The following is a 21,148-nucleotide window of genomic DNA, read 5'->3' on the forward strand; positions in this document are numbered from 1 at the left end:
TGAATGGTTTAGGCGACTCGCCAATGCAGAACGAGGCTTTTAGAACATGAAAGATCGTGCAGCCCTCATACTGGCGGCAGGCCAGGGCACGCGAATGAAGTCGCAGCTTCCCAAAGTGCTTCACAAGGTTGGCGGGCGCGCCATGCTCGACTGGTCAATCGATCTTGCCCGGAAAGCCGGCTGCGAGCGCATAATAACTGTGGTGAGCGCGGGCTCTGACCGGTTGCAGGCCCACGTGACGGATGTGCTTGGCGAGGACGCTTTCGTTATTCAGGACCCGCCGCTGGGGACAGGGCACGCGGTCATGGCGGCTGAAGACGCGCTGCAGGGCTTTGAGGGTGATCTGATCGTCCTTTATGGCGATTGCCCACTCATTCCGGAGGAGGCCGTCAGCGCGCTTTTTGAGGAACTGGACCGTGGCGCCGATCTTGGGGTCCTCGGTTTCGAAGCGGCGGACCCCGGCGCATATGGGCGGCTTGTCGAAGACGGCGCAGGAAACCTGCAACGGATCGTTGAGGCAAAGGAGGCCAGCCCTGAAGAACTTGCGATAACGCTCTGTAATTCCGGAGTTATGGCGGGTAGTTCCAAGAAGATGTTCGCCCTTCTCTCAAAGGTCACCAACGACAATGCCAAGGGTGAATACTATCTCACCGACCTCGTCTCTATCGCGCGTGATGAGGGCTCCAGCTGCCGGGCGGTACGGTGCGATGAGGAAGATGTCCTCGGCGTTAATTCCAGAGTGGAACTTGCTGAAGCCGAAGCCGTCTTCCAGCGCAAGCGCCGCCAGGCGCTCATGCATTCGGGCGTCACGCTCATAGCACCGGAAACGGTCTTCTTCACCTTCGATACGGAGATTGAAGAGGATGTCCTGATTGAACCGAACGTCGTCTTCGGCCCGGGTGTGAAGGTCCATTCTGGCGCGACGATCCGGGCCTTCTCACATCTTGAGGGTGCCGTGGTACATTCGGGTGCCGAAATCGGTCCCTATGCGCGGCTGAGACCAGGCGCCGAGATTGGCGAACAGGCCAGAATTGGCAATTTTGTGGAAGTGAAAAACACTGCAGTCGGGCAGGGCGCGAAGGCCAACCATCTTGCCTATCTCGGCGACGGCGCCATAGGTGCTGGCGCAAATATCGGTGCAGGAACGATCTTCTGCAATTATGATGGGTTCCTGAAGTACAAGACGGTGGTCGGGGCGAACGCATTCGTCGGCTCCAATAGCGCACTTGTCGCACCTGTATCGATAGGAGAGGGCGCCTATGTGGGATCGGGATCTGTCATCACGCAGGATGTTTCGCCTGATGCCCTTGCAATCGGACGCGGTCGGCAGACCGAAAAAGCCGGATGGGCAGATGACTTCCGGACGAAAAAACAGGCTGAAAAGTCTTCAGGAAAATAAGGAGAGCCCCAGTGGCATTTGAACGCGAGAAAGAGAACGCGGCCACAGCGGCCCTGGAGTTCGTCGAAGATGGCATGACCATCGGTCTCGGCACCGGGTCGACGGCGAAGTTTTTTGTCGAAGCCCTGGCCGATGAAGTTGCCGATGGCCTCGTGGTGCGCGGGGTGCCGACGAGTGAGGACACCCGCCGCCTCGCAGAATCCCTTGGCGTACCGCTGATCCCCGTCGAGCAGGTCGACCGTATTCACCTCACCGTCGATGGCGCGGACGAGGTCGATGAGAACGCCCAGCTGATCAAGGGGGGCGGCGCGGCGCTTCTCAGAGAGAAGATTATCGCGAATGCCAGTGATCTCATGGTTGTGATCGCGGATCCGTCCAAACAGGTCGACGTGCTTGGCGCGTTTCCTCTCCCTGTCGAGGTGACGCCATTCGGGTTCACGATCACGGCGAAAAAAGTCTATGACGCGCTCCGCGAAGCCGGTGTAAACCGTCCAAAGATCGATGTTAGAAAAGGTCGTGACGGCCAACCGCTGGTCACCGATGGCGGCAATTATATTCTGGATTGCGCCTGCTCGGTCATTCCCGACGCGCCCTACACCGCCCAGCTTCTCGCCGCGATTCCCGGCGTTGTGGAGCATGGTCTGTTCATCGGCATCGCCCGGACTGTGATCATCGGCGGCGATGATGGTGCATCCATATTTGAATATTGAGGCCGCCGGCGCCACCTAGGCCCGCAGACTTGCCGCGACCAAAAGGATTTCGAAATGGCCGATGCCGCTTATGACTATGATCTGTTCGTGATTGGAGCCGGGTCCGGCGGTGTGCGTGCCGCGCGGATCGCCGCCCAGTCCGGCGCGCGTGTCGCGATTGCAGAGGAATACCGCATCGGCGGGACCTGCGTCATTCGTGGCTGCGTGCCCAAGAAGTTCATGGTCTATGCCAGCGATTATGGCCGCAAGCTCAAGGAAGCGCGCGATTATGGCTGGCAGATTGAGGAGAAGGGCTTCGACTTTGAGACCTTCATGTCTGCCATGCACGCAGAGGTCGACCGCCTTTCGGGTATATATCTGAAGAACCTCGCCAATGCCGGTGTGGATGTCTTTGAGGAGCGGGCGGAGCTCTCCGATGCGCACACCGTGGTTCTGAAGGAAAGCGGCAAGACTTTCACCGTCGACAAGGTGCTGATTGCAACCGGCGGTACGCCGTGGCGGCCCGCACCGGAAGACCTGCCCGGCGTGGAGCATACCATCACCTCGAATGAGGTCTTCCAGCTGGAGAGCTTGCCCAAGCACATTGTGATCGCGGGAGGCGGCTATATCGCTTGCGAGTTCGCCCACATATTTGCCGGTCTCGGCGTGGAGACCTGCCTGGTCTATCGCGGCGATACTGTGCTGAATGGCTTCGACTGGGACGTGCGGACAGCCGTGCATGAAGGTCTTAAGGAGGCCGGCGTGCGCGTCGTGACCTCTGCCGTCTTTGAGGAGATCCGCGAAGTCGAGGGCGAGGAATGTCCCTATTGCGTCAAGCTTAGCAATGGGATGGAAATCAACGCCGATACAATCCTGATGGCCGTGGGCCGCCGGGCAGCCACGGAAGGTCTTGGTTGCGATGCGGCCGGTGTGAACCTGTCAGACCTCGGCGCCATAATCGTAGATGACGAGTCGCGCACCAGTGTACCGAATATCTTTGCCGTGGGCGATGTAACCGACCGCATCCAGCTGACGCCGGTTGCCATCCGCGAAGGTCACGCCTTTGCCGACACGATCTTTGGCGACAAGCCGTGGAGCTTCGAACACGACAATGTCGCGTCGGCTGTGTTCACGCAGCCGGAAGTGGGCACCGTTGGCATGACGGAAGCGGAGGCGCGCAAGGCCTTCAAGAAGGTCGATATCTACAAGACCCGTTTCCGGCCGATGAAGACCATGCTCCTCAACGACCCCGAACGCGTGATGATAAAGCTCGTCGTGAATGCTGAGGATGACCGGGTGGTCGGCGTTCATATTGTCAGTCCCGACGCCGGCGAGATGATTCAGATGATCGGTGTTGCCGTGAAGATGGGCGCGACCAAGGCCCAGTTCGACGCGACCTGTGCGGTCCACCCGACCATTGCCGAGGAGATCGTGACCCTCAGGCAAAAATGGGTGCCAGACACTGAACCCGCCTGACCGGCGACCGCGGCCTTTTGGCAGAATTTGCCTGTAGAGCGCCGCTGAACGCCGGCAAGCTGCAGTGATTGCGACACCTGCCCTTTATGTGTGGTAAAACTTGCCCATTCGATGGGAGGCGGCTAAGACGCCCCGCTCTGGAGATGAGATTATGACCTGGACGCCAAACAGCTGGAGGGCAAAGCCCGCCAAACATATTCCGGAAGACTATCCGGATGCCGCCGCGCTCACTGATGTCGAGTCGCGCCTGAAGGCGTTTCCACCGCTTGTCTTTGCCGGTGAAGTGCGGCGCCTGAAGAAGCAGCTTGCCAGTGTTTCTGCTGGAGAAGCCTTTCTGCTGCAGGGCGGCGATTGCGCCGAAAGCTTCAAGGAATTCAGTGCCGATAATATCCGCGACACTCTTCGTGTCATGCTGCAGATGGCCGTGGTCCTGACGTTTGCGGCCTCGAAGCCTGTCGTGAAAGTCGGGCGTCTTGCGGGGCAGTTCGGCAAGCCGCGCTCCTCTCCGACGGAGACGATTGATGGGGTGACTCTGCCATCCTATCGCGGCGATAATATCAACGGGATGGATTTCACCGAGGAGTCCCGGATGCCCAATCCGGAGCGTCTCATCCAGGGCTATTCGCAGGCCGCGTCCACACTGAACCTTGTTCGTGCCTTTTCCCATGGCGGCTATGCCGACCTGGCAAATGTCCATCGCTGGATGCTCGGTTTCGTGGATCGCTCGCCTCAGGGCGAACGCTACAAGGCGCTGGCCGAACGGATCACGGATGCGCTCTCCTTCATGGAGGCGTGTGGCGTAAGTTCCCAGACCGTGCCGCAGATGGCGCAGGTCGATGTCTATACCTCACACGAGGCTCTGCTTCTTGGCTTCGAAGAAGCGATGACACGCGTCGATTCCACGTCGGGCGACTGGTACGACACCTCGGCCCATATGCTCTGGATCGGCCACCGTACGCGCCAGATCGATCATGGCCATGTTGAGTTCTGCAAGGGCATTCATAATCCGCTCGGCATCAAATGCGGACCGGGCCTTGAGACCGATGAGCTTCTTCGCCTTATCGAGACGCTCAACCCGAAGGATGAGCCGGGCCGCATCACGCTGATCACCCGCTTTGGGTCCGAGGGTGTCAAGGAAGGTCTGCCTCCGCTGGTGCGCGCGGTGAAGAAGAGCGGGCGCAATGTCATCTGGTCCTGCGACCCGATGCATGGCAACACGCTGAAGACCAATAGTGGCTTCAAGACGCGTCCGGTCGATCGCATTCTGTCCGAGGTGGGCCAGTTCATCGACGTCGTCTCGAGTGAGGGCTGCTATCCGGGCGGGGTTCACTTCGAGATGACCGGCCAGGACGTCACGGAGTGCATTGGGGGGGCTCAGGCCATCTCCGAAGCCGACCTGTCATCACGATACCACACACATTGCGATCCTCGCCTGAATGGCGAACAAGCGCTTGAACTGGCGTTTCTGATCGCAGAAAAGCTCCAGCTCATGAAACAGGCGGTCAACGCCGGGGCTCGTCAGGCGAGCTAGTTCGAGGGAGATCGCCATGCACCGCAGGCGGGTCTGGCCCGCCTGGGCGCGGCCATCCGACATCACGGACCTGTTGAGGCTGTCTGGCCCAATCGCCGTCTCGCGCGCCGCGACGATGCTGATGGGGCTGACGGATGTGATCGTGCTTGGCCAGAATGCGCCGAGTGAGCTTCCCTATGTGCTGAATTCCTGGCTGCCTATCGGGGTGTCGCTGGGGCTGACCATGGGTCTGCTCCTTGGTGTGTCTGTTCTTACTGCAGAGCTTGCGGGGGTTGGAAAAGCGTCTGAAACCGGCCGGATTTTCCGGCGCGGCATCTGGTTCTCGCTCTGGTTCGGTGCCTTGCTCACAGCGGCCATCGTCTTGTTTGTCGGTCCCATGTTCCGCGCGCTCGGCTTTGACGATGCAGTGGCATCCGGCACCACCTCGGTCTCGAAGATCCTGGCGCTTGGCCTTATCGGCCACATGCTGACCCATGTTGCCGGCTCCTATCTGGAAGCCCTGCGCCGGCCGCTCGTCGTGACCTGCATGATGTATTTCGGCGTGCTGGTGAACCTCATTATCGACCTTGCGGTCGTTGCCGGATGGTGGGGGATGCCCCAGCTTGGCGCCGACGGTGTCGCTATCGCCACCACCGGAACGCGCTGGTTCCTTGTCCTTCTCTTCCTCTTGGCGGTCTGGCGTTTTACGCCGGCCTTCAGGCCCTCGCCGCAGGCCCCGCCAGATGAGTACGGGCGCCAGTTCTCGGTCGGCTATGGCATGGCCGTATCGAATGTCGCCGAATGGGGCGGTTTCAATTTCACCTTTGTCGTTGCGACCTGGATCAGCACGGCAGCGACGACGATCTATGGCATGGCCGTCCACGTCATCGGCTTCTGCTTCATGGCCTTTCTCGGGCTTGGAACCGCCACGAGTGTGCGGGTGGCGGAAGCGTACGGACGCAAGAATTCCGAGCAGGTGAAGGAAGCCTCCCGCCTGGGCGTGGTCGCCTGCGGTCTGCTCGGGCTCATCCTGGGCGCGTTGGTCTGGTTTTTCCAGGCGCCTCTGGCGACGCTACTGGTCAGGTCGGATGCGGAAGTGGCCGACGTTGCGATACGCCCTGAGCTTATTCCGGTGATCGGCTTTACCGCTTTCGTCATCGTGTTCGACGGTCTCCAGAACGTCGCTTCAATGGCGCTTCGGGCCCAGAACGTCATCTGGCCGCCCACCTTCATTCACATGGGCTCCTACTTCCTGATCATGATCCCGGGGACCTGGTATTTCGGCCTGGTGCAGGGGCAGGGCGCCATGGGGATGATGTTTGGGGTGCTTGTCGCGTCTGTGGTTGCTGGCGTGCTGCAGACCTTGCTGCTTGAAAGAAAAGCGGCGCGCCGGTTGAAACCAGCGCGCCGCCCTCGGCATTCTGCTGTGTAGCAGGACCTAGATGTCTTTCAGAGCCGACGCAGGCTTGAAAGCGCCCGACGTCTTTTCCGGAATCTGGATCGTTTCACCCGTTGCCGGGTTACGGCCTTCGCGAGCGCCGCGGGTCTTGGCGTGGAAGGTACCAAAGCCAGCGATCGCGACCTGCTTGCGGTCCTTCACTGCGCCGGAAATGGTGTCGAAGACTGCGTCCACCGCCTTGCCGGCGTCTGCTTGTGACATGCCAGCAGATTCTGCGACGGCTTTTGTAAGTTCACCCTTATTCATTGGGCACTCCTCTTTGTTAACGGCGATCATGTGCCGTGAATGTTTTCTACACGATTCGAATGGGGTGAATATGCCGAATTCCCAATAACGGCGGGCTATTTCAGCAGAATCCACCCCTCTTCCCCCTCAATTTGCGCAATTTCATCACCCGACAGGCCCTCTGGCAGCCCAAACAGGGCGCCGAGGCGTCCTGCCTCGTCCAGACTGTAATAGTGGCGGGCCATCGCCTCGACCTGAGCCTGATCCAGGACTTCGCCGGTGCGCGGTTTCGCTTCGATGAGAGAGGGGTAGACCTCGGCGAAGACGACGTCGGTACCTTCCAGACTTTCGGCATCCATCGGCCCGAAACCTGTCTCAAATGGCCAGATCTTGCTGTTCGGCAGTGACTGGCCGAGCGCATGAACGGTGGGAATGCCAAGCAGCGACTGGCTGCCGACCGATCCGGCGCCATAGAGCTGCCAGCCCGATTTTGGTTTCGCCTTGTAGGCCTCTCGTACCCAGCGTTCGACGCGCCTGTATTCGTTGAGACCGACTTCATCGAAATTGCCTCTGGTGGAGGCAAGTGTCGTCAGCCTGTCTTTTGCCGGGGCGCCCCAGAAGGGGACTGGGCCTTTGCTCATCGCATAGTTCAGGCTGGCAGCGACGGCGAAGCGGGTATTGCTGTTGTCCTCGGTCTCCTTGACCTTCGTTGCGAGATATTCGTGCATGGCCTGCCAGGCAGGACGATCACTCGCCAGACCGGCAAGCGCGGCTGTGCCAGCGGGATAACCCAGGCTGAAGTCGAAGCCGATCAAGACCTTGTCGCCGCGCTTCACGAAGCGTTCCGTGAGGCCCTGGATGAGCTCGCGTGCCTTCTTTCGGGTGGACGGGTTTGCAGACTGGAACTGGAATTTCAGGCGGGCATCCCGCGCGAGGGCGCCAACCCAGATGGAATTGGCCCCGAGCGCAGGTTTGCTCGCCGCGCTCCAGTCAACAATGATATAAGCGTCGAACAGACGCGCCATGACTTACCTCCATACGGGGCATGCTCAGGCGAGTTTGACGAGCATCTTCCCGGTATTGCGACCCTGGAAAAGTCCGAGAAACGCTTCGGGCGCGGTCTCGATACCTTCCATGACTGTTTCCTCGAACTTCATGTCGCCATTCTTGATCCAGGCGGCCATGTCTTTCAGGAATTGCGGCTGCATATCGGCGTAGGTCGAGACAATAAAGCCCTTCAGTGAAAGCTGTTTGCCTACGACCTGTATAATGTTGCGGGGGCCGGGCTGGGGCTCGGTCGCATTGTACTGGCTGATCATGCCGCACTCGGCAAAACGCGCCATCGGGCGTGCGCACTCAATGGCCGCTTCGAGATGGTCTCCGCCGACATTATCGAAATAGACATCGATCCCCTTGGGGGCTGCTTTCTTCAGCGCGCCGAGAAGGCTTTCATAGTCCGTATGAGCCTTGTAATCGATCACATGATCAGCGCCTATCTCCTTGAGAAGTTTGCATTTTTCTTCGCCGCCCGCAGACCCGATGACCGTGCAGTTCTTTATCTTGGCAATCTGCACGACAGTTGAGCCCACAGCGCCTGCGGCGCCAGACACAAAGACGGTATCGCCTTCCTTGAGCTCTGCGACTTTCAGGAGCCCGGCATAGGCCGTCAGACCTGGCATGCCTGCAACGCCGAGAAGGGCTGAGTCGGGAAGACCGGTGTCCGGTATCTTGTTGACCATCAGCTCTTCAGGCTTGCCGGTCCAGACATCGCGCCAGCCCGCCATGGAGGTCACAAGATCGCCTTCAGAATAGTCGGGATGACCAGAGGCCGTCACGCGCCCGACCGCCGTCCCGGTCAGCACCTCGCCGATCTGGAAGGGGGGCACATAGCTTTCACGGTCATACATCCGGCCGCGCATATAGGGATCGACCGACATCCAGCTGTTACGGACCTGGATTTCGCCCTCCTTCGGGGCAGGCGCGGTGATGTCCACCTTCTTGAAATCGTCCATCTTCGGCATGCCGACCGGGCGTTTTGCAAGGGCCCAGCCCGTTCCGTTCAGATCTGCCATGTCGCGCTTCCTCATGTTTCTGATAGGTTTGTGACTGCAACATGGGTCGCTCAAAGTGTCCTGTGAAGGCAGCTGCGAAAGAATTCGCAAGACTCTTTGACCGCTCCTTATGTGGCGCCAGCTTGCCATCGGATGCACCTGAGTGCGATGGGGCAGCCAGATTGGAGCGTTTAATATGGCCCTCAAAACAGGCTTGATCGGAGCGGGTGTCTTCGGCGGCTATCATGCCGGGAAAATTGCTGAGTCGGAGATCGCTGAATTTACCGGCGTGTTCGATCCAGACCCTGCTCGCGCGAAGGAGCTTGCCAGCAAGTATGGCGTTGAGGCGTTCGGCACACAGGCTTCCTTACTTGCCGAAGCAGACGCCGTGATCATCGCCTGCCCAGCCACATATCACGCTGAAACCGTTCGCGAGGCAATCGCGGCGGGGTGTCATGTTCTGGTCGAGAAGCCTCTGGCGCTGACCGGTGATGAAGCGAGCAGCCTTGCGCGCGCTGCTGACGCGGCCAAGCGCGTGTTGCAGGTCGGGCACCAGGAACGGCTTGTCCTGAAAGCCATGGGCCTGTTTGATCTGCCCGAAACGCCGGTCAAAATTGAAGCCTGGCGCGAAAGCCCCCCAGCACCGACCGGGCGGGCCGGCGACGTGTCCGTCATATTTGACCTCATGATCCACGATCTGGACATGGTGGCGTGCCTTATGGGCAAGGCTGCCACCGTGGATGGAGAGGGCGCCATCGTCCATTCCGGCCATATCGATGAGGCGAAGGCCTTGCTCGGTTTCCCGGATGGCGCCCGCGCCACCGTCTCCGCGAGCCGCGCCGCGGACGAACGCCGCCGCTCCATGCGGCTAGTCTTTGAAAACGGCGAAATAGACATCGACTTCCTCACGCGTCACGTGAAAAACTCCACGCCTTTTGAGGTGCGTGCCGACGTCTCGCAGGCATTGCCCGATCCACTCGGCGCCGCCGATCATGCCTTCTTTGCCGCTTGTGCGGGCGAGGGCCCTGTACTTGTACCAGGCCACGAAGCAGCCGAAGCTGTTCGCGTCGCAGAAGCCCTTGAAACCACAATAAAGAAAACGAACGGAGCCTGACCATGGCCGCTGCAGAAACCCTGACGCATCTGGCAGAAGACGCCCCGATCCAGTTCTTTGACCTGAAATCCCAGCAGGCTTCCCTTCGCAGCGCGCTTGAGGCCCGCTGGTCAACCATTCTCGATCATGGCCGCTATATCGGCGGACCGGAGGTCGATGAGTGCGAACATAAGCTCTGTGAGTTCACAGGCGCCGCCGATGCTGTCGTTGTGGGGTCGGGCACGCAGGCTCTGGTCATGCCGCTCATCGCGCTTGGCTATGGCCATGGCGATGCGGTTTTCATCCCTGGGTTCACCTATAATGCGACGGCGAACGCAGTTCTTCTGGCGGGTGCAACGCCTGTATTTGTCGACATCGACCCGAAGACCTTCAACATGGATCCCGCAGATCTTGAGCGGAAAATCCAGCGGGTCAAAGGCAATCGCAATCTTCGTGCTCGCGCCGTCATTCCTGTAGACCTTTATGGCCTGCCAGCCGACTATGCCGGTATTCAGGATGTCGCCGACGCTCACGGGCTTCGCATCGTCTCCGATGCGGCCCAGTCCTTTGGTGGACGCCAGGACGGCAAGTGGGTCGGAACGCTCGCCGAGATCACCGCCACCAGCTTCTATCCGACCAAGACGCTGGGCGGTTATGGCGATGGCGGGGCAATTCTCGTGCGGGACAAGGAAGTCGGAGACCTGCTGCGTTCCATCCGGTGGCATGGGACGGGCGACAATCGCAAGGAATCCATTCGCGTTGGTATCAATGGACGTTGCGATTCCATTCAGTGCGCGGTCGTTTCTGAAAAACTCGGTATATTCGAGGAAGAGCGCAAACGCCGCATCGCTGCCGCAGAGGTCTATAATGAACGTCTGTCTGGAAAGGTGGAATGCCAGCAGGGCAGGTCAGACGAGGAATCTGCTTTTGGCCTCTACACCGTGCGGGTGCCGGACCGGGACGCGGTGCGCGCCAGCCTTCAGGAGAGCGCCATCCCGACCTCCATCTATTACGACACCCCCCTCCACCAGATGCCGGCCTTCGACCAGTTCGCGCCTCCCGGCGGTTTGCCGGAATGTGAAAAGGCTTCGCGCGAAGTCCTCAGCCTGCCCATGCACCCCTATCTGTCGGAAAATCAGATCCATCGGGTCTGCGATGCGCTTCTGAAGGCTTTGCAGCGCTGACAACTCGTCTTAAGTCAGCGCCATGTCAGACGTCCTGAAAATACTGGCTGCCCAGCTCAACCCCGTCGTTGGTGACATCGACGGGAATGCAGCCCTTGCCCGCGACACCTTGAAGACCGGCGCCGATGAAGGCGCAGATCTTGTCGTGTTCGCGGAAATGTTCATTCTCGGCTATCCGCCCGAAGACCTCGTGCTCAAGCCAAGTGCGGTCGAGCTCTGCATGAAGGCGGTCGAGACGCTTGCCCGGGATGCGGCGGATGGTCCCTCCTTTGTCATCGGCGCGCCCTGGCGCGAAGACGGCAAGCTCTTCAATTCCATCCTGTTCTGCCGCAACGGCGCCATTGAAGCGCGTTATGACAAGCAGGAACTGCCCAATTACGGTGTGTTCGATGAACAGCGACTGTTCGACCGGGGCGAGTCCCCCGCCTGCATCATCGAGGTAAAGGGCGCCAAGCTCGCGCTCGCCATATGCGAAGATGTCTGGTTTGACCGGGTGCCGAATGCCGCGAAGGCAGCCGGCGCCGAGCTTCTGGTGATCCCGAACGGCTCACCCTGGCGCCGCAGCATTCATGCCGAACGCGCTGGTGCATTCGACCGGTGGAGCCGGCTTGGCCTGCCTTATATCTTTATCAATCAGGTTGGCGGTCAGGACGAGCTCGTCTTCGATGGCGGGTCGTATGCGACAAATTCCATCCATGCCGAACGTTGCGGACTTGTCGGTCAGTTTGAGACCGGGACGGCCGTGGTAGAGTTCGATCTCGAAAGCCGGAAGCTGCGTCTGCCTGATGCCGGGTGCGAGCTGGATCCCGACGGCTGGCATATGGAATACCGCGCTGCGACCTTGGCGCTTGGCGACTATGTGAACAAGAACAGGTTCCCGGGCGTGGTCCTTGGCATGTCCGGAGGTATCGACAGCGCACTGACTGCGGCGATTGCCGTGGATGCCCTTGGACCTGACCGCGTCTGGTGTGTGATGATGCCGTCCAGATACACCTCCTCGGAAAGCCTTGAGGACGCGAAGAAATGCGCTGAGGCCCTCGGTGTACGCTATGACATCATCAATATCGCACCTGGCGTGGGCGCCATGGATGAGATGCTGGCAGACCTCTTTGCAGGCCGTGAGAGCGATACAACTGAAGAGAACATCCAGTCCCGCCTGCGCGGGCTGACCCTTATGGCTCTGTCCAACAAGTTCGGTCATATGGTCGTAACCACGGGCAACAAGTCCGAGATGGCTGTGGGCTACGCAACGCTCTATGGCGATATGTGCGGGGGCTACAATGCCCTCAAGGACTTCTACAAGACCGAAGTCTTTGAGCTTTCGCGCTGGCGCAACGCCAATTTGCCAAAGGGCGCCCTTGGTCCGTCAGGTGAGGTGATCCCGGAACGCATCATCACCAAGCCGCCCTCGGCTGAATTGCGTGAAGACCAGAAGGATGAGGACTCCCTGCCGTCCTATGATGATCTTGACGATATCCTGCGCGGACTGGTCGATGCGGAGGAAGACATCGATGACATCGTGGGGCGCGGTCATGACGAAGCAACTGTAAGACGTATCGAGCATCTCTTGTACATTGCCGAGTACAAGCGTAGGCAGGCGCCGCCCGGCGTCAAAGTCGGCGGCAAGAATTTCGGCCGCGACCGTCGCTATCCGATTACCAACCGTTTCAGGGATGATTGATGACCTCACCTGTCGTCCGTTTCGCGCCTTCGCCAACTGGCAAGCTTCATGTCGGCAATGTCCGCACAGCTCTTATCAACTGGTTGTTCGCCAAAGGGCAGGGCGGCCGTTTCATCCTGCGCGTCGATGACACCGACACTGAGCGTTCGACGCAGGAATATGAAGACCAGATCCGGGCCGACCTAAAATGGCTGGGCCTCGTCTGGGACGACTCCTTCAACCAGTCTCACCGCTTCGAGAAATATGATGCAGCCGCGGCGAAGCTGCGCGAGATGGGGCTTCTCTATGCCTGTTACGAGACGGCCGATGAACTTGACCGCAAGCGCAAGATCGCACTCTCGCGCGGGCGTCCGCCTGTCTATGACAGATCGGCCCTGAACCTCACCGATGAGGAAAAGGCAAAGCTCGAAGCCGAGGGCCGCAAGCCGCACTGGCGTTTCAAGCTGTCGGGCGACCGCGTCGAGTGGACTGACCTCGTTCGCGGACCGCAAAGTATCGACACGTCGAGCGTCTCCGATCCGGTGCTGATCCGTGAGGACGGGTCCTATCTCTACACGTTGCCGTCTGTGGTCGACGATGTCGAGGCCGGTATCACCCATGTTGTGCGCGGTGAGGATCACGTCACCAATTCCGGCGCCCAGATCGAGATTTTCAAGGCGCTAGGCGGTTCTGCCCCTGACATGGCGCACACGCCGCTTCTGGTCGATGCAGAAGGCGGCGCCTTCTCAAAACGGCTCGGTTCGCTCAGCATGGACACCCTGGAAGCGCGGGGCATTTTGCCCATGGCGATCCTGTCGCTTCTCGCCAAGCTCGGCACCAGCGACAATATTGAGGTCCGTGAGGATCTGGGAATGCTGGCAAAGGAATTCGATTTCTCCAAGATCGGCCGTGCGCCGGCCAAGTTCGATGAGAAGGACCTGCTCAGCCTCAACGCCGTGCTTGTCCACGATCTTTCCTTCAGTGCCGTGCGCGACGACCTTGAGCGTATCGCTCCCGATGCGGCCAATGAGGCGTTCTGGCTGGCGGTTCGTGAGAATTGCGAAACCGTTCACGACGCCAAGCCCTTTGCCGACATTGCCTATGGCTCGATAAAATCAGTCATTGATGACGAAGATGCCGATTTCATTGCGGAGGCTCAAAAGCGCCTGCCGGAAGGCGAGCTGACGAGCGAAAGCTGGAAGGCCTGGACGTCCGAGCTGAAAGAGGCGACGGGCCGCAAGGGCAAGGGTCTCTTCATGCCGCTGAGAAAGGCCCTGACCGGTCAGGAGCACGGGCCCGACATGGCGGTGCTCTTCCCGCTGATTGGCCGCGAGGTAGCAGCGCGTCGGCTGTCGCGCGCCTAGTCGCTTTCTGAAATCGAGACGATTCGGTCACGCAGCTCGGCGATGGCGAGTTCCGGCGTGTTCTGATGCACAAGGCTGGCGCGGAAGCTCTGCGGTGTGAACTTGCCCTCGATGATGTGCTCCATGAGTTCGAAGAAGGGCGCCCAGAAGCCATCTTCGTCCAGAAACGCCATCGGCTTGGCATGGAGGCCGAGGCGTGCCCAGCTCAGCATTTCCACAGCTTCTTCGAGCGTGCCAATGCCGCCCGGCAGGACGATAAAGGCATCGCTCTCATCGAACATCATCTGCTTCCGCGTATGCATGTCGTCGACCAGGCGGTGTTCGACATCCTGAAAGACGCGTTCTTTCTGAAGCAGAAATCTCGGCATGATGCCCAGGACTTCACCACCGGCTTCATGAGCCGCGCGGGCGCAGGCCCCCATCAGGCCCACGCCGCCGCCGCCATAGACCAGCTTAAGGTCCTGCTCGGCGAGCGTGCGGCCGAGATTGCGCGCCAGCGTCAGATAGCCCGGGCGTACATCATCAGATGATCCGCAATAGACACAGATAGATTTCAGCTTCGCCATAGGGGTCTCGTTCTCGACTTTGGGACGGCGTTTAGAGCAGTGAGAGGATTCGTTCCAGCCTTGCCCTGTTGCCCGCACAGATTTTGCCCCATATGGCGTGCATGAAGGGTGCAACCACAGCAAAACCAGACCGCGATACGATCGAAAGCGCCGATGGCGGGCTCGGCGGCGCGATCATCAAGATCCTCAAACTGCTGGCGAGAGATGAAATGAAGAAGTGGCGGCCCGTCATGGCGGTCGCCATCGTGCTGACCCTCGGTGCGGCGGTCCTGGAAGTGCTCTCGCCCATTATCCTCGGCAATGCGATCAACCGGGTTGCCGGACAGGAGGGCTTTGAGGCGGCCCCCATCGGTGTGGCCATCCTCTGGATTGCTTTTGCAATCGGGTTGAGGTTCCTCGCGGCCGCGCTGCCACAGGGGCGGGACGCCCTGTTCAGCCCCGTCAGCCAGGATGCCCAGCGCATCGCCTGTGTCGATGCGTTCGGTCATGCCCAGTCGCTCTCGCTCGGCTTTCATCAGACGCGTCGCTCGGGTGCGCTCAACCGCGTGATCGAGCGCGGTGCCAGTGCCATCGACTATCTCATCCGGTTTCTCGCCTTCAATATAGGTCCCACGTTTGTGCGCCTTGCGCTGGCCTCCATCGCGCTTGGTACGGCGTATGACTATCGCCTCGCGCTTATCGCGATCGCCACCATCATTCTCTATGTCATTGCGACGGTGATCATCACCGAATGGCGCGTGCGCCAGCGCCGCCGGATGAACAAGGCGGACACTGAATTGCGGGCGGTCAGTATCGATACGCTTACCAACTTCGAAACGGTGAAGGCCTTTGCCGCAGAAGAGCGCGAGACGGGCCGCTACAACACGGCCATGCGCCGCTATAACAAGCGGTACGTGCAGGCGGTGCGCAGTATGTACCTCCTGAACGGTGTTCAGGCGCTCATCATGAATGGCGGCCTTCTCGCTGTGCTTGCCCTTTCAGCCTGGAATTACAGCCAGGGCACGATGGAGATCGGTGACCTCACCGCCGTCATGCTCGTCCTGCTGAGCCTTTACGCGCCGCTCAATATTCTTGGCTGGGCCTGGCGGGAGATCAAACAGGGCGCCGTCGATCTGGAGAAGCTCCATGGGCTTCTGTCCATGTCTCCGGAAGTCGCTGACAAGCCGGATGCCATCTTGCTTGAGGGGACGCAGGGCGCGGTCGCCTTTGAGAAGGTGAGCTTCACCCATGATGCGCGAACTGTCGGCGTGGCGGATATCGACTTCGAGGTAGAGCCCGGCCGCAAGGTGGCCTTCGTGGGCACTTCAGGGGCCGGCAAATCGACCCTCCTGAAACTTCTTTTCCGTTTCTATGATGTCGATTCCGGACGGGTGCTTGTCGACGGCCATGATGTGCGTGACCTGACGCAGGCCTCTCTCCGGAAATCGCTCGGCCTCGTCCCCCAGGATGTGGTCCTGTTCAATGACACGATCGCTGCGAACATTGCCTATGCGAATCCCGAGGCCCCGTTTGAGGCGCTGGAGGATGCGGCCCGCCGGGCCCAGCTTCTGCCGTTCATCGAAGCGCTTCCGGATGGCTGGGATACACCCGTCGGCGAACGCGGCCTGAAACTCTCGGGCGGTGAGAAACAGCGTGTGGGGATCGCGCGCGTCATCCTCGCAAATCCGGCTATTCTGGTTCTCGATGAGGCAACTTCCGCCCTCGACAGTGCCACTGAGGCGGCTGTGCAGGACGCCCTCGATGAAGCTTCGAAAGGGCGCACGACACTTATGGTCGCCCACCGCCTCTCGACTGTGCAGAACGCCGATGAAATCATCGTGCTTGAGCATGGGCGGATCGTGGAACGCGGAACGCACGGAGACCTTTTGCGCTCTGATGGCAAGTATGCACAGATGTGGGCGCGTCAGGTTGCGCGAGACCGGCTCGCAGCAGCGGCTGAATAGGAAGGTATGAACATGGCTGACCGGGATACTTCGCTTTCGCACAAGACATTCCCATGGTTCCGCAGCGGTTTCGATCTCGAGGGCGTGGTCGGGTTCCTCGCAGCCTGGCTGCTCGGCATCCTGCTCGCCATGGTGTGGGAGCCGCTATTCTGGCTGGCCTTCATTCCGGGCATCCTGATTCTGTTTGCCACGCGCACGGTGGAGCGCGTTACGCCGCAGACCGAAGAACACGTGGTGACGCCCTGTGATGGCGTCGTGGTGTCCATGGTGGAGACCGAAGCGCCTGCGGCCCTGCGCATGGCCGGCCCAGCGATCCGGATCAGGATTTCGTCCTCTCCCTTTGTGGCAAACAATATCCACGCGCCAATTGCCGGCGCCATTGACCGGATCGAGCGCGAAGAAGGCGATCCCAAGTCCTTTGCCGCCATGAAGGCTGAGACCGAAGGGCTGGAGCGTCTCTCCATGGTCTTTAGCAGTGATGTGCTTCGTACCGGCTTCGTGCTGGCGACCGGCGCCCTCGGCCCTCGTCTCGATGTGAAAGCCGACGCTGGCGATCGGATTCTGAAAGGCAAGACCGTGGCGACCCGGCGTCTGGGCGGCTGGTGCGACGTCTATGTGCCTGCACGATCGCCGGGGGCCGCCGTCGTTGAGCCAGGCCGGACCCTTGTGGGCGGCGAGACGATCCTCTGGGATCTTCACATGAATGCGGCCGAGGCACCGTTTGAACCTTCCAGGGATGACTTACGTGAGCCTGAACCTACCGCGCCGCAATACTCAGATCTGGAACCTGCCGCGCCCGCTGTCGCAGCAACAGCGGTTACGCCCGATCCGATGCCGCCGGAGGTCGCGAGCGGCGAGACAACCGGCGCAGCGGAGACAACTGATTTCTCTGGTATCGACCCGGTCGAGCCGCAGCCGACACCTGAAGTCGTGCCGCCCTCAGTCGAAGAGGAAGTCGAAACTGAAATTGGTGGGCTGGCGCCGGAAAGTGAGCAGCCGCCAATTACAGACAATCTCCCGCCAGAAGTGGCTGAAGAGACGGCTCATCCGGGCCCCGAGAGCACGCCATCTTCCGCCTCACCGGAAGAGGATAGTGACCCCGCTTCCATGTTTGAGCGTCTGCGTCAGCAGGCCCGCCGGCTGGCCGGTGATGAGGATGACGATAGCGAGAACCGCTAAGGGCGCTCCGGCTGACGGTTCATCCAGCGCAGGACAGGCCGAAGCGGCAGGATCCATGCGATACCGGCGAAGATGTAGAAGGGCAGCTGGATCCAGATCGGCTGATCGGTGATGTAGCTGCCAATCGTGCCGATGAGGAAGATCCAGATCGCTATGAAAGCGAGAATGGCGATGGCTGCGAGCCCCTTGCGCATATCCTTGTCCTCAATTCCTCAGCTGTGCCTGCGACCGCATGGCGACTTGCGGTTTTGGCGTGCCGCTTCAGATAGGGCGCCATGAGACAGATGGCAAAGTCAGATAGCGCTAACACCTGGATCCGGCGCTGGCTCGTCGTGATCGGGCTTATGGTCTATGCGATGATCCTGATCGGCGGGATGACCCGTCTGACCGATTCCGGCCTGTCGATCACGGAATGGAATGTCATCAGCGGGGCCCTGCCGCCGCTGGGTGCAGACGCCTGGGCTGAAGAGTTCCGCAAATACCAGCAGACAGCCGAGTTCCAGCAGCAGAACTACAATATGACGATGGGGGAGTTCCAGTACATCTACTGGTGGGAATGGGGCCATCGCCTGTTTGGCCGACTGATAGGCCTCGTTGCGATGGGCGGGCTTGCTGTCTTTCTGATACGCAGATGGGTGGGCCGCACCCTTGCGCTCAGACTTGTAGTCCTCATCCTCCTCGGTGGACTCCAGGGCGCAATCGGCTGGTGGATGGTCGCCAGCGGCATCGGTGAGACCGACCGGATCGACGTCGCGCCTTACCGGCTCATGACGCACTTCATGCTGGCGCTTGTCATTATTGGCTACACGGTGTGGCTCTGGCTGGATCTCGGGCGCGGCCGGAGGGTCGATACGCCCGCACTCTTGCGCATGGCCGCGGTCCTCATCTTCGCCCTGGTCTTTGTCCAGATGGCATCAGGTGCGCTTGTGGCGGGGCTTGATGCCGGGCGCAGCTATACCGACTGGCCCCTCATGGCGGGTGAAGCCTTCCCGTCAGACTATGTCGAACCGGGCCTTGGCCTGCGCAGTCTTTTTGAGGGCAGGGCAGCCACCCAGTTCAACCACCGCTCTCTGGCCTATATCCTCTGGGCTGTCTCACTGGGCGCACTTTTCCTTGCACGCGGCAAACCCGCAGCGCGAGACTTTGCCATCCTGGCAACACTCGTCACGCTGCAGGCCGCCTGGGGCATCATGACCCTGATGAACACTGCGCCGCTGGAGCTGGCCATCATCCATCAGGCCCTCGGCGTCGTCGTCTTCATTGCCGCGGTGCGTCTGGTCTGGATTACTCGGTCGCCGCGGGCACCGGGATTGGCGTCATCGTAACGATGCTCGGGTCGATCAGAACGGCGCGGTGATCGTCTGCGCCAATCGTGCCGCCGACAATGATGACACCACCTGGATAGCCGCCGCCGCGGGCGTCGCCAGTTGCTGCCAGTGATGTGAACGAGGTCGGCACTTCGACGGTGATACCCCGACGGATCTCATAGCCCGCCGCCTCATCATCACCCATCTGAAGGCTGAGCCGTCCGTCGCCTTCGGAGAGAATCAGCGTTTCGCGGCCAAGCCGCCGCAGGCTCGCGGCCCCATCGACGGGATCGGTGAAGGCGATCGCGTCTTCTCCACTGATCACGCAGGCATGGATCGGCTCACCAGTATCCTCGCGGACCCTGGAGACAAATTCTAGCTCGCCGCCGCTCTCCTCTATAATGCCACTATAGAGCACGGACGGTTCGGTCTCGGTCCAGTAGGCGATCCGGTGCAGGCCGTCTTCGTCGCTCAGGGGTGGACCTGCGCACAGGCCAGCTGCTGCTCCGGCCTGCTCACCCTGCAGGTCATACTGGAGCGGCTCGGCGACGCCGCCGCCATAGATCCAGAGCTTCAGGCTGCCATTCATGTCGAGGCCGGGAAAGAAGGTGACAGGCGTGCCTGACAGCATCGCATAGCGGCCCTCGGCGAGGGCCATGGCCTCGTCATCCGATTCGGCCGTGATGCGTTCGCCGTCGAAGTCGAAGATCTGGACGCCGCCGCCTTCATAGGCCACGGCAAAGGTGGAGCCTGCGCCGCCTGCGATGCCGATACTGGTCACCGCCGAATCGAGCTGGCGTGTCGACCAGACCGCTGGCAGAACGTTCGCTGGCAGGGGATCGGCGCGCTCTGCTTCCTCTACGGCTTCTTCAGGGGCGGGTTCACCTTCTTCTGCGGGCTCTTGCGGACCAGAACAGGATGCAGCATAGAATAGCAGGAAACCGGCGATCCCTGCGTTGACAGGGAAGGTCTGCGCGCTTAAACGCGGGCGCTTGAACATATTCCAACACTCCGATTGAGAGGCTCCAGGGGAGCAAATGAAGACTTATAACGCACCTGCTGACGTGGAGAACAAATGGATCGTTATCGACGCAACAGATGTTGTGGTCGGTCGCCTTGCTTCATATGTCGCCAAACGCCTGCGCGGCAAGCACCGCGCTGATTACACTCCGCACATCGATACGGGCGACCATATCGTTGTGATTAATGCGGAAAAGGCTCGATTCACCGGCAACAAGCTGCGTGACAAGACCTATTACCGTCACACCGGATACCCAGGCGGCATCAAGCACACCACCGCTGAGAAAATTCTCGGCGGACGCTTTCCAGAGCGTGCCATTGAACTCGCCGTCAAGCGGATGATGCCGGGCGAAAGCCCGCTCGCCCGCCAGCAATTCTCCAAGCTTCGCGTCTATGCCGGGTCCGAGCACCCGCATGAGGCACAGAAGCCGGAAACCGTCGATTTCGCGTCGATGAACGTCAAGAATCTGAGAGACGACTGATCATATGTCCGATACCGCCAATTCCCTCGAAGACCTGAAGACCGTCACCAGTGGTGAAACCGCTGCTGAAGAGGTCATCACCGTAGAGCCGAAGATCGACGAGCTTGGCCGCGCCTATGGCACCGGCCGCCGTAAGTCGGCCACGGCCCGCGTCTGGGTCAAGCCGGGCACCGGCAAGATCACCGTCAACGGCAAGGATCAGGAGCAGTACTTTGCTCGCCCGGTTCTTCGCATGGTGATCGAGCAGCCGCTCATCGAGGCTGACCGCCGCACCGAATTCGACGTGATCTGCACCGTAAAGGGCTCTGGCCTCTCCGGTCAGGCCGGTGCTGTGCGTCACGGCATTGCGCGCGCACTCGTCAACTATGAGCCGGGCCTTCGCTCTGTTCTGAAGCCGTTCGGCTACCTGACCCGCGACCCGCGTACGGTTGAGCGTAAGAAGTATGGCCGTGCAAAAGCACGCCGCAGCTTCCAGTTCTCGAAGCGCTAGGTTCGCGATCAGAATCTATTTTCGAAAGGGCGCTTCGGGTTCGAGGCGCCC

At 60.4% G+C, this 21,148-nt stretch carries 20 protein-coding genes; 14 read left to right on the plus strand and 6 right to left on the minus strand.

The features are described 5' to 3' along the window. The first annotated feature begins 46 nt into the window (after positions 1-46). The 5 genes from glmU (at position 47) to ABNU55_RS06950 (ending at position 6,506) form a co-directional block, all read left to right on the plus strand. Complete coding sequence (glmU, locus tag ABNU55_RS06930; RefSeq protein ID WP_290748524.1) at positions 47-1,399, plus strand: bifunctional UDP-N-acetylglucosamine diphosphorylase/glucosamine-1-phosphate N-acetyltransferase GlmU; 1,353 nt, start codon at positions 47-49, stop codon at positions 1,397-1,399. 11 nt (positions 1,400-1,410) lie between these two features. Next, complete coding sequence (gene rpiA, locus ABNU55_RS06935) at positions 1,411-2,109, plus strand: ribose-5-phosphate isomerase RpiA (protein WP_290748526.1); 699 nt, start codon at positions 1,411-1,413, stop codon at positions 2,107-2,109. Between the two features lie 54 nt (positions 2,110-2,163). Further along, entirely contained in the window at positions 2,164-3,564 is a 1,401-nt protein-coding gene (gene gor, locus ABNU55_RS06940; RefSeq protein ID WP_290748529.1) for a glutathione-disulfide reductase, read from the plus strand. A 151-nt stretch (positions 3,565-3,715) separates the two neighbouring features. Next, the gene (locus ABNU55_RS06945) at positions 3,716-5,095 is read left to right on the plus strand and encodes a 3-deoxy-7-phosphoheptulonate synthase class II (RefSeq protein WP_290748531.1); all 1,380 of its coding nucleotides are present in this window, start codon (positions 3,716-3,718) and stop codon (positions 5,093-5,095) included. 16 nt (positions 5,096-5,111) lie between these two features. After that, positions 5,112-6,506: an MATE family efflux transporter gene (locus tag ABNU55_RS06950; RefSeq protein WP_290748534.1), complete on the plus strand. Its 1,395-nt coding sequence runs from the start codon at positions 5,112-5,114 to the stop codon at positions 6,504-6,506. A gap of 6 nt (positions 6,507-6,512) precedes the next feature. Here ABNU55_RS06950 and ABNU55_RS06955 read toward each other — a convergent pair whose 3' ends face one another. From ABNU55_RS06955 to ABNU55_RS06965, 3 genes are all read right to left on the minus strand, one after another. Then, positions 6,513-6,779 (minus strand): HU family DNA-binding protein, encoded by a 267-nt coding sequence (locus ABNU55_RS06955; RefSeq protein ID WP_119454277.1) that lies wholly within the window; start codon positions 6,777-6,779, stop codon positions 6,513-6,515. 95 nt (positions 6,780-6,874) lie between these two features. Further along, the gene (locus ABNU55_RS06960; protein ID WP_290748539.1) at positions 6,875-7,783 is read right to left on the minus strand and encodes a hypothetical protein; all 909 of its coding nucleotides are present in this window, start codon (positions 7,781-7,783) and stop codon (positions 6,875-6,877) included. A gap of 24 nt (positions 7,784-7,807) precedes the next feature. Then, positions 7,808-8,830 carry an NADP-dependent oxidoreductase gene (locus ABNU55_RS06965; RefSeq protein WP_290748541.1) on the minus strand — a complete coding sequence of 341 codons (1,023 nt, stop codon included), beginning with the start codon at positions 8,828-8,830 and terminating at the stop codon, positions 7,808-7,810. A 175-nt stretch (positions 8,831-9,005) separates the two neighbouring features. On the opposite strand from ABNU55_RS06965, the gene ABNU55_RS06970 reads away from it, so the two are divergent. From ABNU55_RS06970 to gltX, 4 genes are read left to right on the plus strand one after another with little or no spacing between them, the layout of a single operon-like run. Then, positions 9,006-9,923 (plus strand): Gfo/Idh/MocA family oxidoreductase, encoded by a 918-nt coding sequence (locus tag ABNU55_RS06970; RefSeq protein ID WP_290748543.1) that lies wholly within the window; start codon positions 9,006-9,008, stop codon positions 9,921-9,923. A 2-nt stretch (positions 9,924-9,925) separates the two neighbouring features. Beyond that, positions 9,926-11,086: a DegT/DnrJ/EryC1/StrS family aminotransferase gene (locus ABNU55_RS06975; RefSeq protein WP_290748545.1), complete on the plus strand. Its 1,161-nt coding sequence runs from the start codon at positions 9,926-9,928 to the stop codon at positions 11,084-11,086. Between the two features lie 22 nt (positions 11,087-11,108). Next, a complete protein-coding gene (locus ABNU55_RS06980) occupies positions 11,109-12,767 on the plus strand; it encodes an NAD+ synthase (RefSeq protein ID WP_290748547.1) in 1,659 nt (552 codons plus the stop codon). Further along, positions 12,767-14,110 (plus strand): glutamate--tRNA ligase, encoded by a 1,344-nt coding sequence (gene gltX / locus ABNU55_RS06985; protein WP_290748550.1) that lies wholly within the window; start codon positions 12,767-12,769, stop codon positions 14,108-14,110. The genes ABNU55_RS06980 and gltX overlap by 1 nt, the downstream gene beginning before the upstream one ends. On the opposite strand, the gene ABNU55_RS06990 is transcribed toward gltX, so the two are convergent. Then, a complete protein-coding gene (locus tag ABNU55_RS06990) occupies positions 14,107-14,676 on the minus strand; it encodes a TIGR00730 family Rossman fold protein (protein ID WP_290748552.1) in 570 nt (189 codons plus the stop codon). The two genes, gltX and ABNU55_RS06990, sit on opposite strands and share 4 nt — an antisense overlap. A 101-nt stretch (positions 14,677-14,777) precedes the next feature. Between ABNU55_RS06990 and ABNU55_RS06995 the strand changes: the two genes are divergently transcribed. Then, positions 14,778-16,619, plus strand: coding sequence for an ABC transporter ATP-binding protein/permease (locus ABNU55_RS06995; protein WP_290748555.1), 1,842 nt, complete (start codon positions 14,778-14,780; stop codon positions 16,617-16,619). Positions 16,620-16,631: 12 nt separating this feature from the next. After that, the gene (locus tag ABNU55_RS07000) at positions 16,632-17,798 is read left to right on the plus strand and encodes a phosphatidylserine decarboxylase (RefSeq protein WP_290748558.1); all 1,167 of its coding nucleotides are present in this window, start codon (positions 16,632-16,634) and stop codon (positions 17,796-17,798) included. Here ABNU55_RS07000 and ABNU55_RS07005 read toward each other — a convergent pair. Next, entirely contained in the window at positions 17,795-17,992 is a 198-nt protein-coding gene (locus ABNU55_RS07005; protein WP_290748560.1) for a DUF2842 domain-containing protein, read from the minus strand. The genes ABNU55_RS07000 and ABNU55_RS07005 overlap by 4 nt on opposite strands. Positions 17,993-18,082: 90 nt before the next feature. Here ABNU55_RS07005 and ABNU55_RS07010 point away from each other — a divergent pair, with 90 nt between their 5' ends. Continuing rightward, the gene (locus ABNU55_RS07010; RefSeq protein ID WP_290748562.1) at positions 18,083-19,123 is read left to right on the plus strand and encodes a COX15/CtaA family protein; all 1,041 of its coding nucleotides are present in this window, start codon (positions 18,083-18,085) and stop codon (positions 19,121-19,123) included. Here the strand turns inward: ABNU55_RS07010 and ABNU55_RS07015 are convergent. Next, positions 19,083-20,105, minus strand: coding sequence for a hypothetical protein (locus tag ABNU55_RS07015; protein WP_290748565.1), 1,023 nt, complete (start codon positions 20,103-20,105; stop codon positions 19,083-19,085). The genes ABNU55_RS07010 and ABNU55_RS07015 overlap by 41 nt on opposite strands. A 37-nt stretch (positions 20,106-20,142) precedes the next feature. Here ABNU55_RS07015 and rplM point away from each other — a divergent pair, with 37 nt between their 5' ends. Beyond that, on the plus strand, positions 20,143-20,607 hold the full coding sequence (rplM, locus tag ABNU55_RS07020) for a 50S ribosomal protein L13 (protein WP_290748567.1): 465 nt from the start codon (positions 20,143-20,145) through the stop codon (positions 20,605-20,607). A 4-nt stretch (positions 20,608-20,611) separates the two neighbouring features. Then, positions 20,612-21,097, plus strand: a complete 486-nt coding sequence (gene rpsI / locus ABNU55_RS07025) for a 30S ribosomal protein S9 (protein WP_290748570.1) — start codon at positions 20,612-20,614, stop codon at positions 21,095-21,097. Positions 21,098-21,148 lie beyond the last annotated feature (51 nt).

It is taken from the genome of uncultured Henriciella sp., from assembly GCF_964005855.1.
Classification (GTDB): domain Bacteria; phylum Pseudomonadota; class Alphaproteobacteria; order Caulobacterales; family Hyphomonadaceae; genus Henriciella.

Coding starts and splice junctions, on each gene's coding strand:
- ABNU55_RS06995 (WP_290748555.1), top strand. CDS start 14,778: ATGAAGGGTGCAACCACAGCAAAACCAGACCGCGATACGATCGAAAGC.
- ABNU55_RS07005 (WP_290748560.1), bottom strand. CDS start 17,992: ATGCGCAAGGGGCTCGCAGCCATCGCCATTCTCGCTTTCATAGCGATC.
- ABNU55_RS06990 (WP_290748552.1), bottom strand. CDS start 14,676: ATGGCGAAGCTGAAATCTATCTGTGTCTATTGCGGATCATCTGATGAT.
- ABNU55_RS07015 (WP_290748565.1), bottom strand. CDS start 20,105: ATGTTCAAGCGCCCGCGTTTAAGCGCGCAGACCTTCCCTGTCAACGCA.
- ABNU55_RS06955 (WP_119454277.1), bottom strand. CDS start 6,779: ATGAATAAGGGTGAACTTACAAAAGCCGTCGCAGAATCTGCTGGCATG.
- glmU (WP_290748524.1), top strand. CDS start 47: ATGAAAGATCGTGCAGCCCTCATACTGGCGGCAGGCCAGGGCACGCGA.
- ABNU55_RS06970 (WP_290748543.1), top strand. CDS start 9,006: ATGGCCCTCAAAACAGGCTTGATCGGAGCGGGTGTCTTCGGCGGCTAT.
- ABNU55_RS06965 (WP_290748541.1), bottom strand. CDS start 8,830: ATGGCAGATCTGAACGGAACGGGCTGGGCCCTTGCAAAACGCCCGGTC.
- rpsI (WP_290748570.1), top strand. CDS start 20,612: ATGTCCGATACCGCCAATTCCCTCGAAGACCTGAAGACCGTCACCAGT.
- rplM (WP_290748567.1), top strand. CDS start 20,143: ATGAAGACTTATAACGCACCTGCTGACGTGGAGAACAAATGGATCGTT.
- ABNU55_RS06975 (WP_290748545.1), top strand. CDS start 9,926: ATGGCCGCTGCAGAAACCCTGACGCATCTGGCAGAAGACGCCCCGATC.
- ABNU55_RS06950 (WP_290748534.1), top strand. CDS start 5,112: ATGCACCGCAGGCGGGTCTGGCCCGCCTGGGCGCGGCCATCCGACATC.
- ABNU55_RS06945 (WP_290748531.1), top strand. CDS start 3,716: ATGACCTGGACGCCAAACAGCTGGAGGGCAAAGCCCGCCAAACATATT.
- ABNU55_RS07010 (WP_290748562.1), top strand. CDS start 18,083: ATGGCAAAGTCAGATAGCGCTAACACCTGGATCCGGCGCTGGCTCGTC.
- gor (WP_290748529.1), top strand. CDS start 2,164: ATGGCCGATGCCGCTTATGACTATGATCTGTTCGTGATTGGAGCCGGG.
- ABNU55_RS07000 (WP_290748558.1), top strand. CDS start 16,632: ATGGCTGACCGGGATACTTCGCTTTCGCACAAGACATTCCCATGGTTC.
- ABNU55_RS06960 (WP_290748539.1), bottom strand. CDS start 7,783: ATGGCGCGTCTGTTCGACGCTTATATCATTGTTGACTGGAGCGCGGCG.
- gltX (WP_290748550.1), top strand. CDS start 12,767: ATGACCTCACCTGTCGTCCGTTTCGCGCCTTCGCCAACTGGCAAGCTT.
- ABNU55_RS06980 (WP_290748547.1), top strand. CDS start 11,109: ATGTCAGACGTCCTGAAAATACTGGCTGCCCAGCTCAACCCCGTCGTT.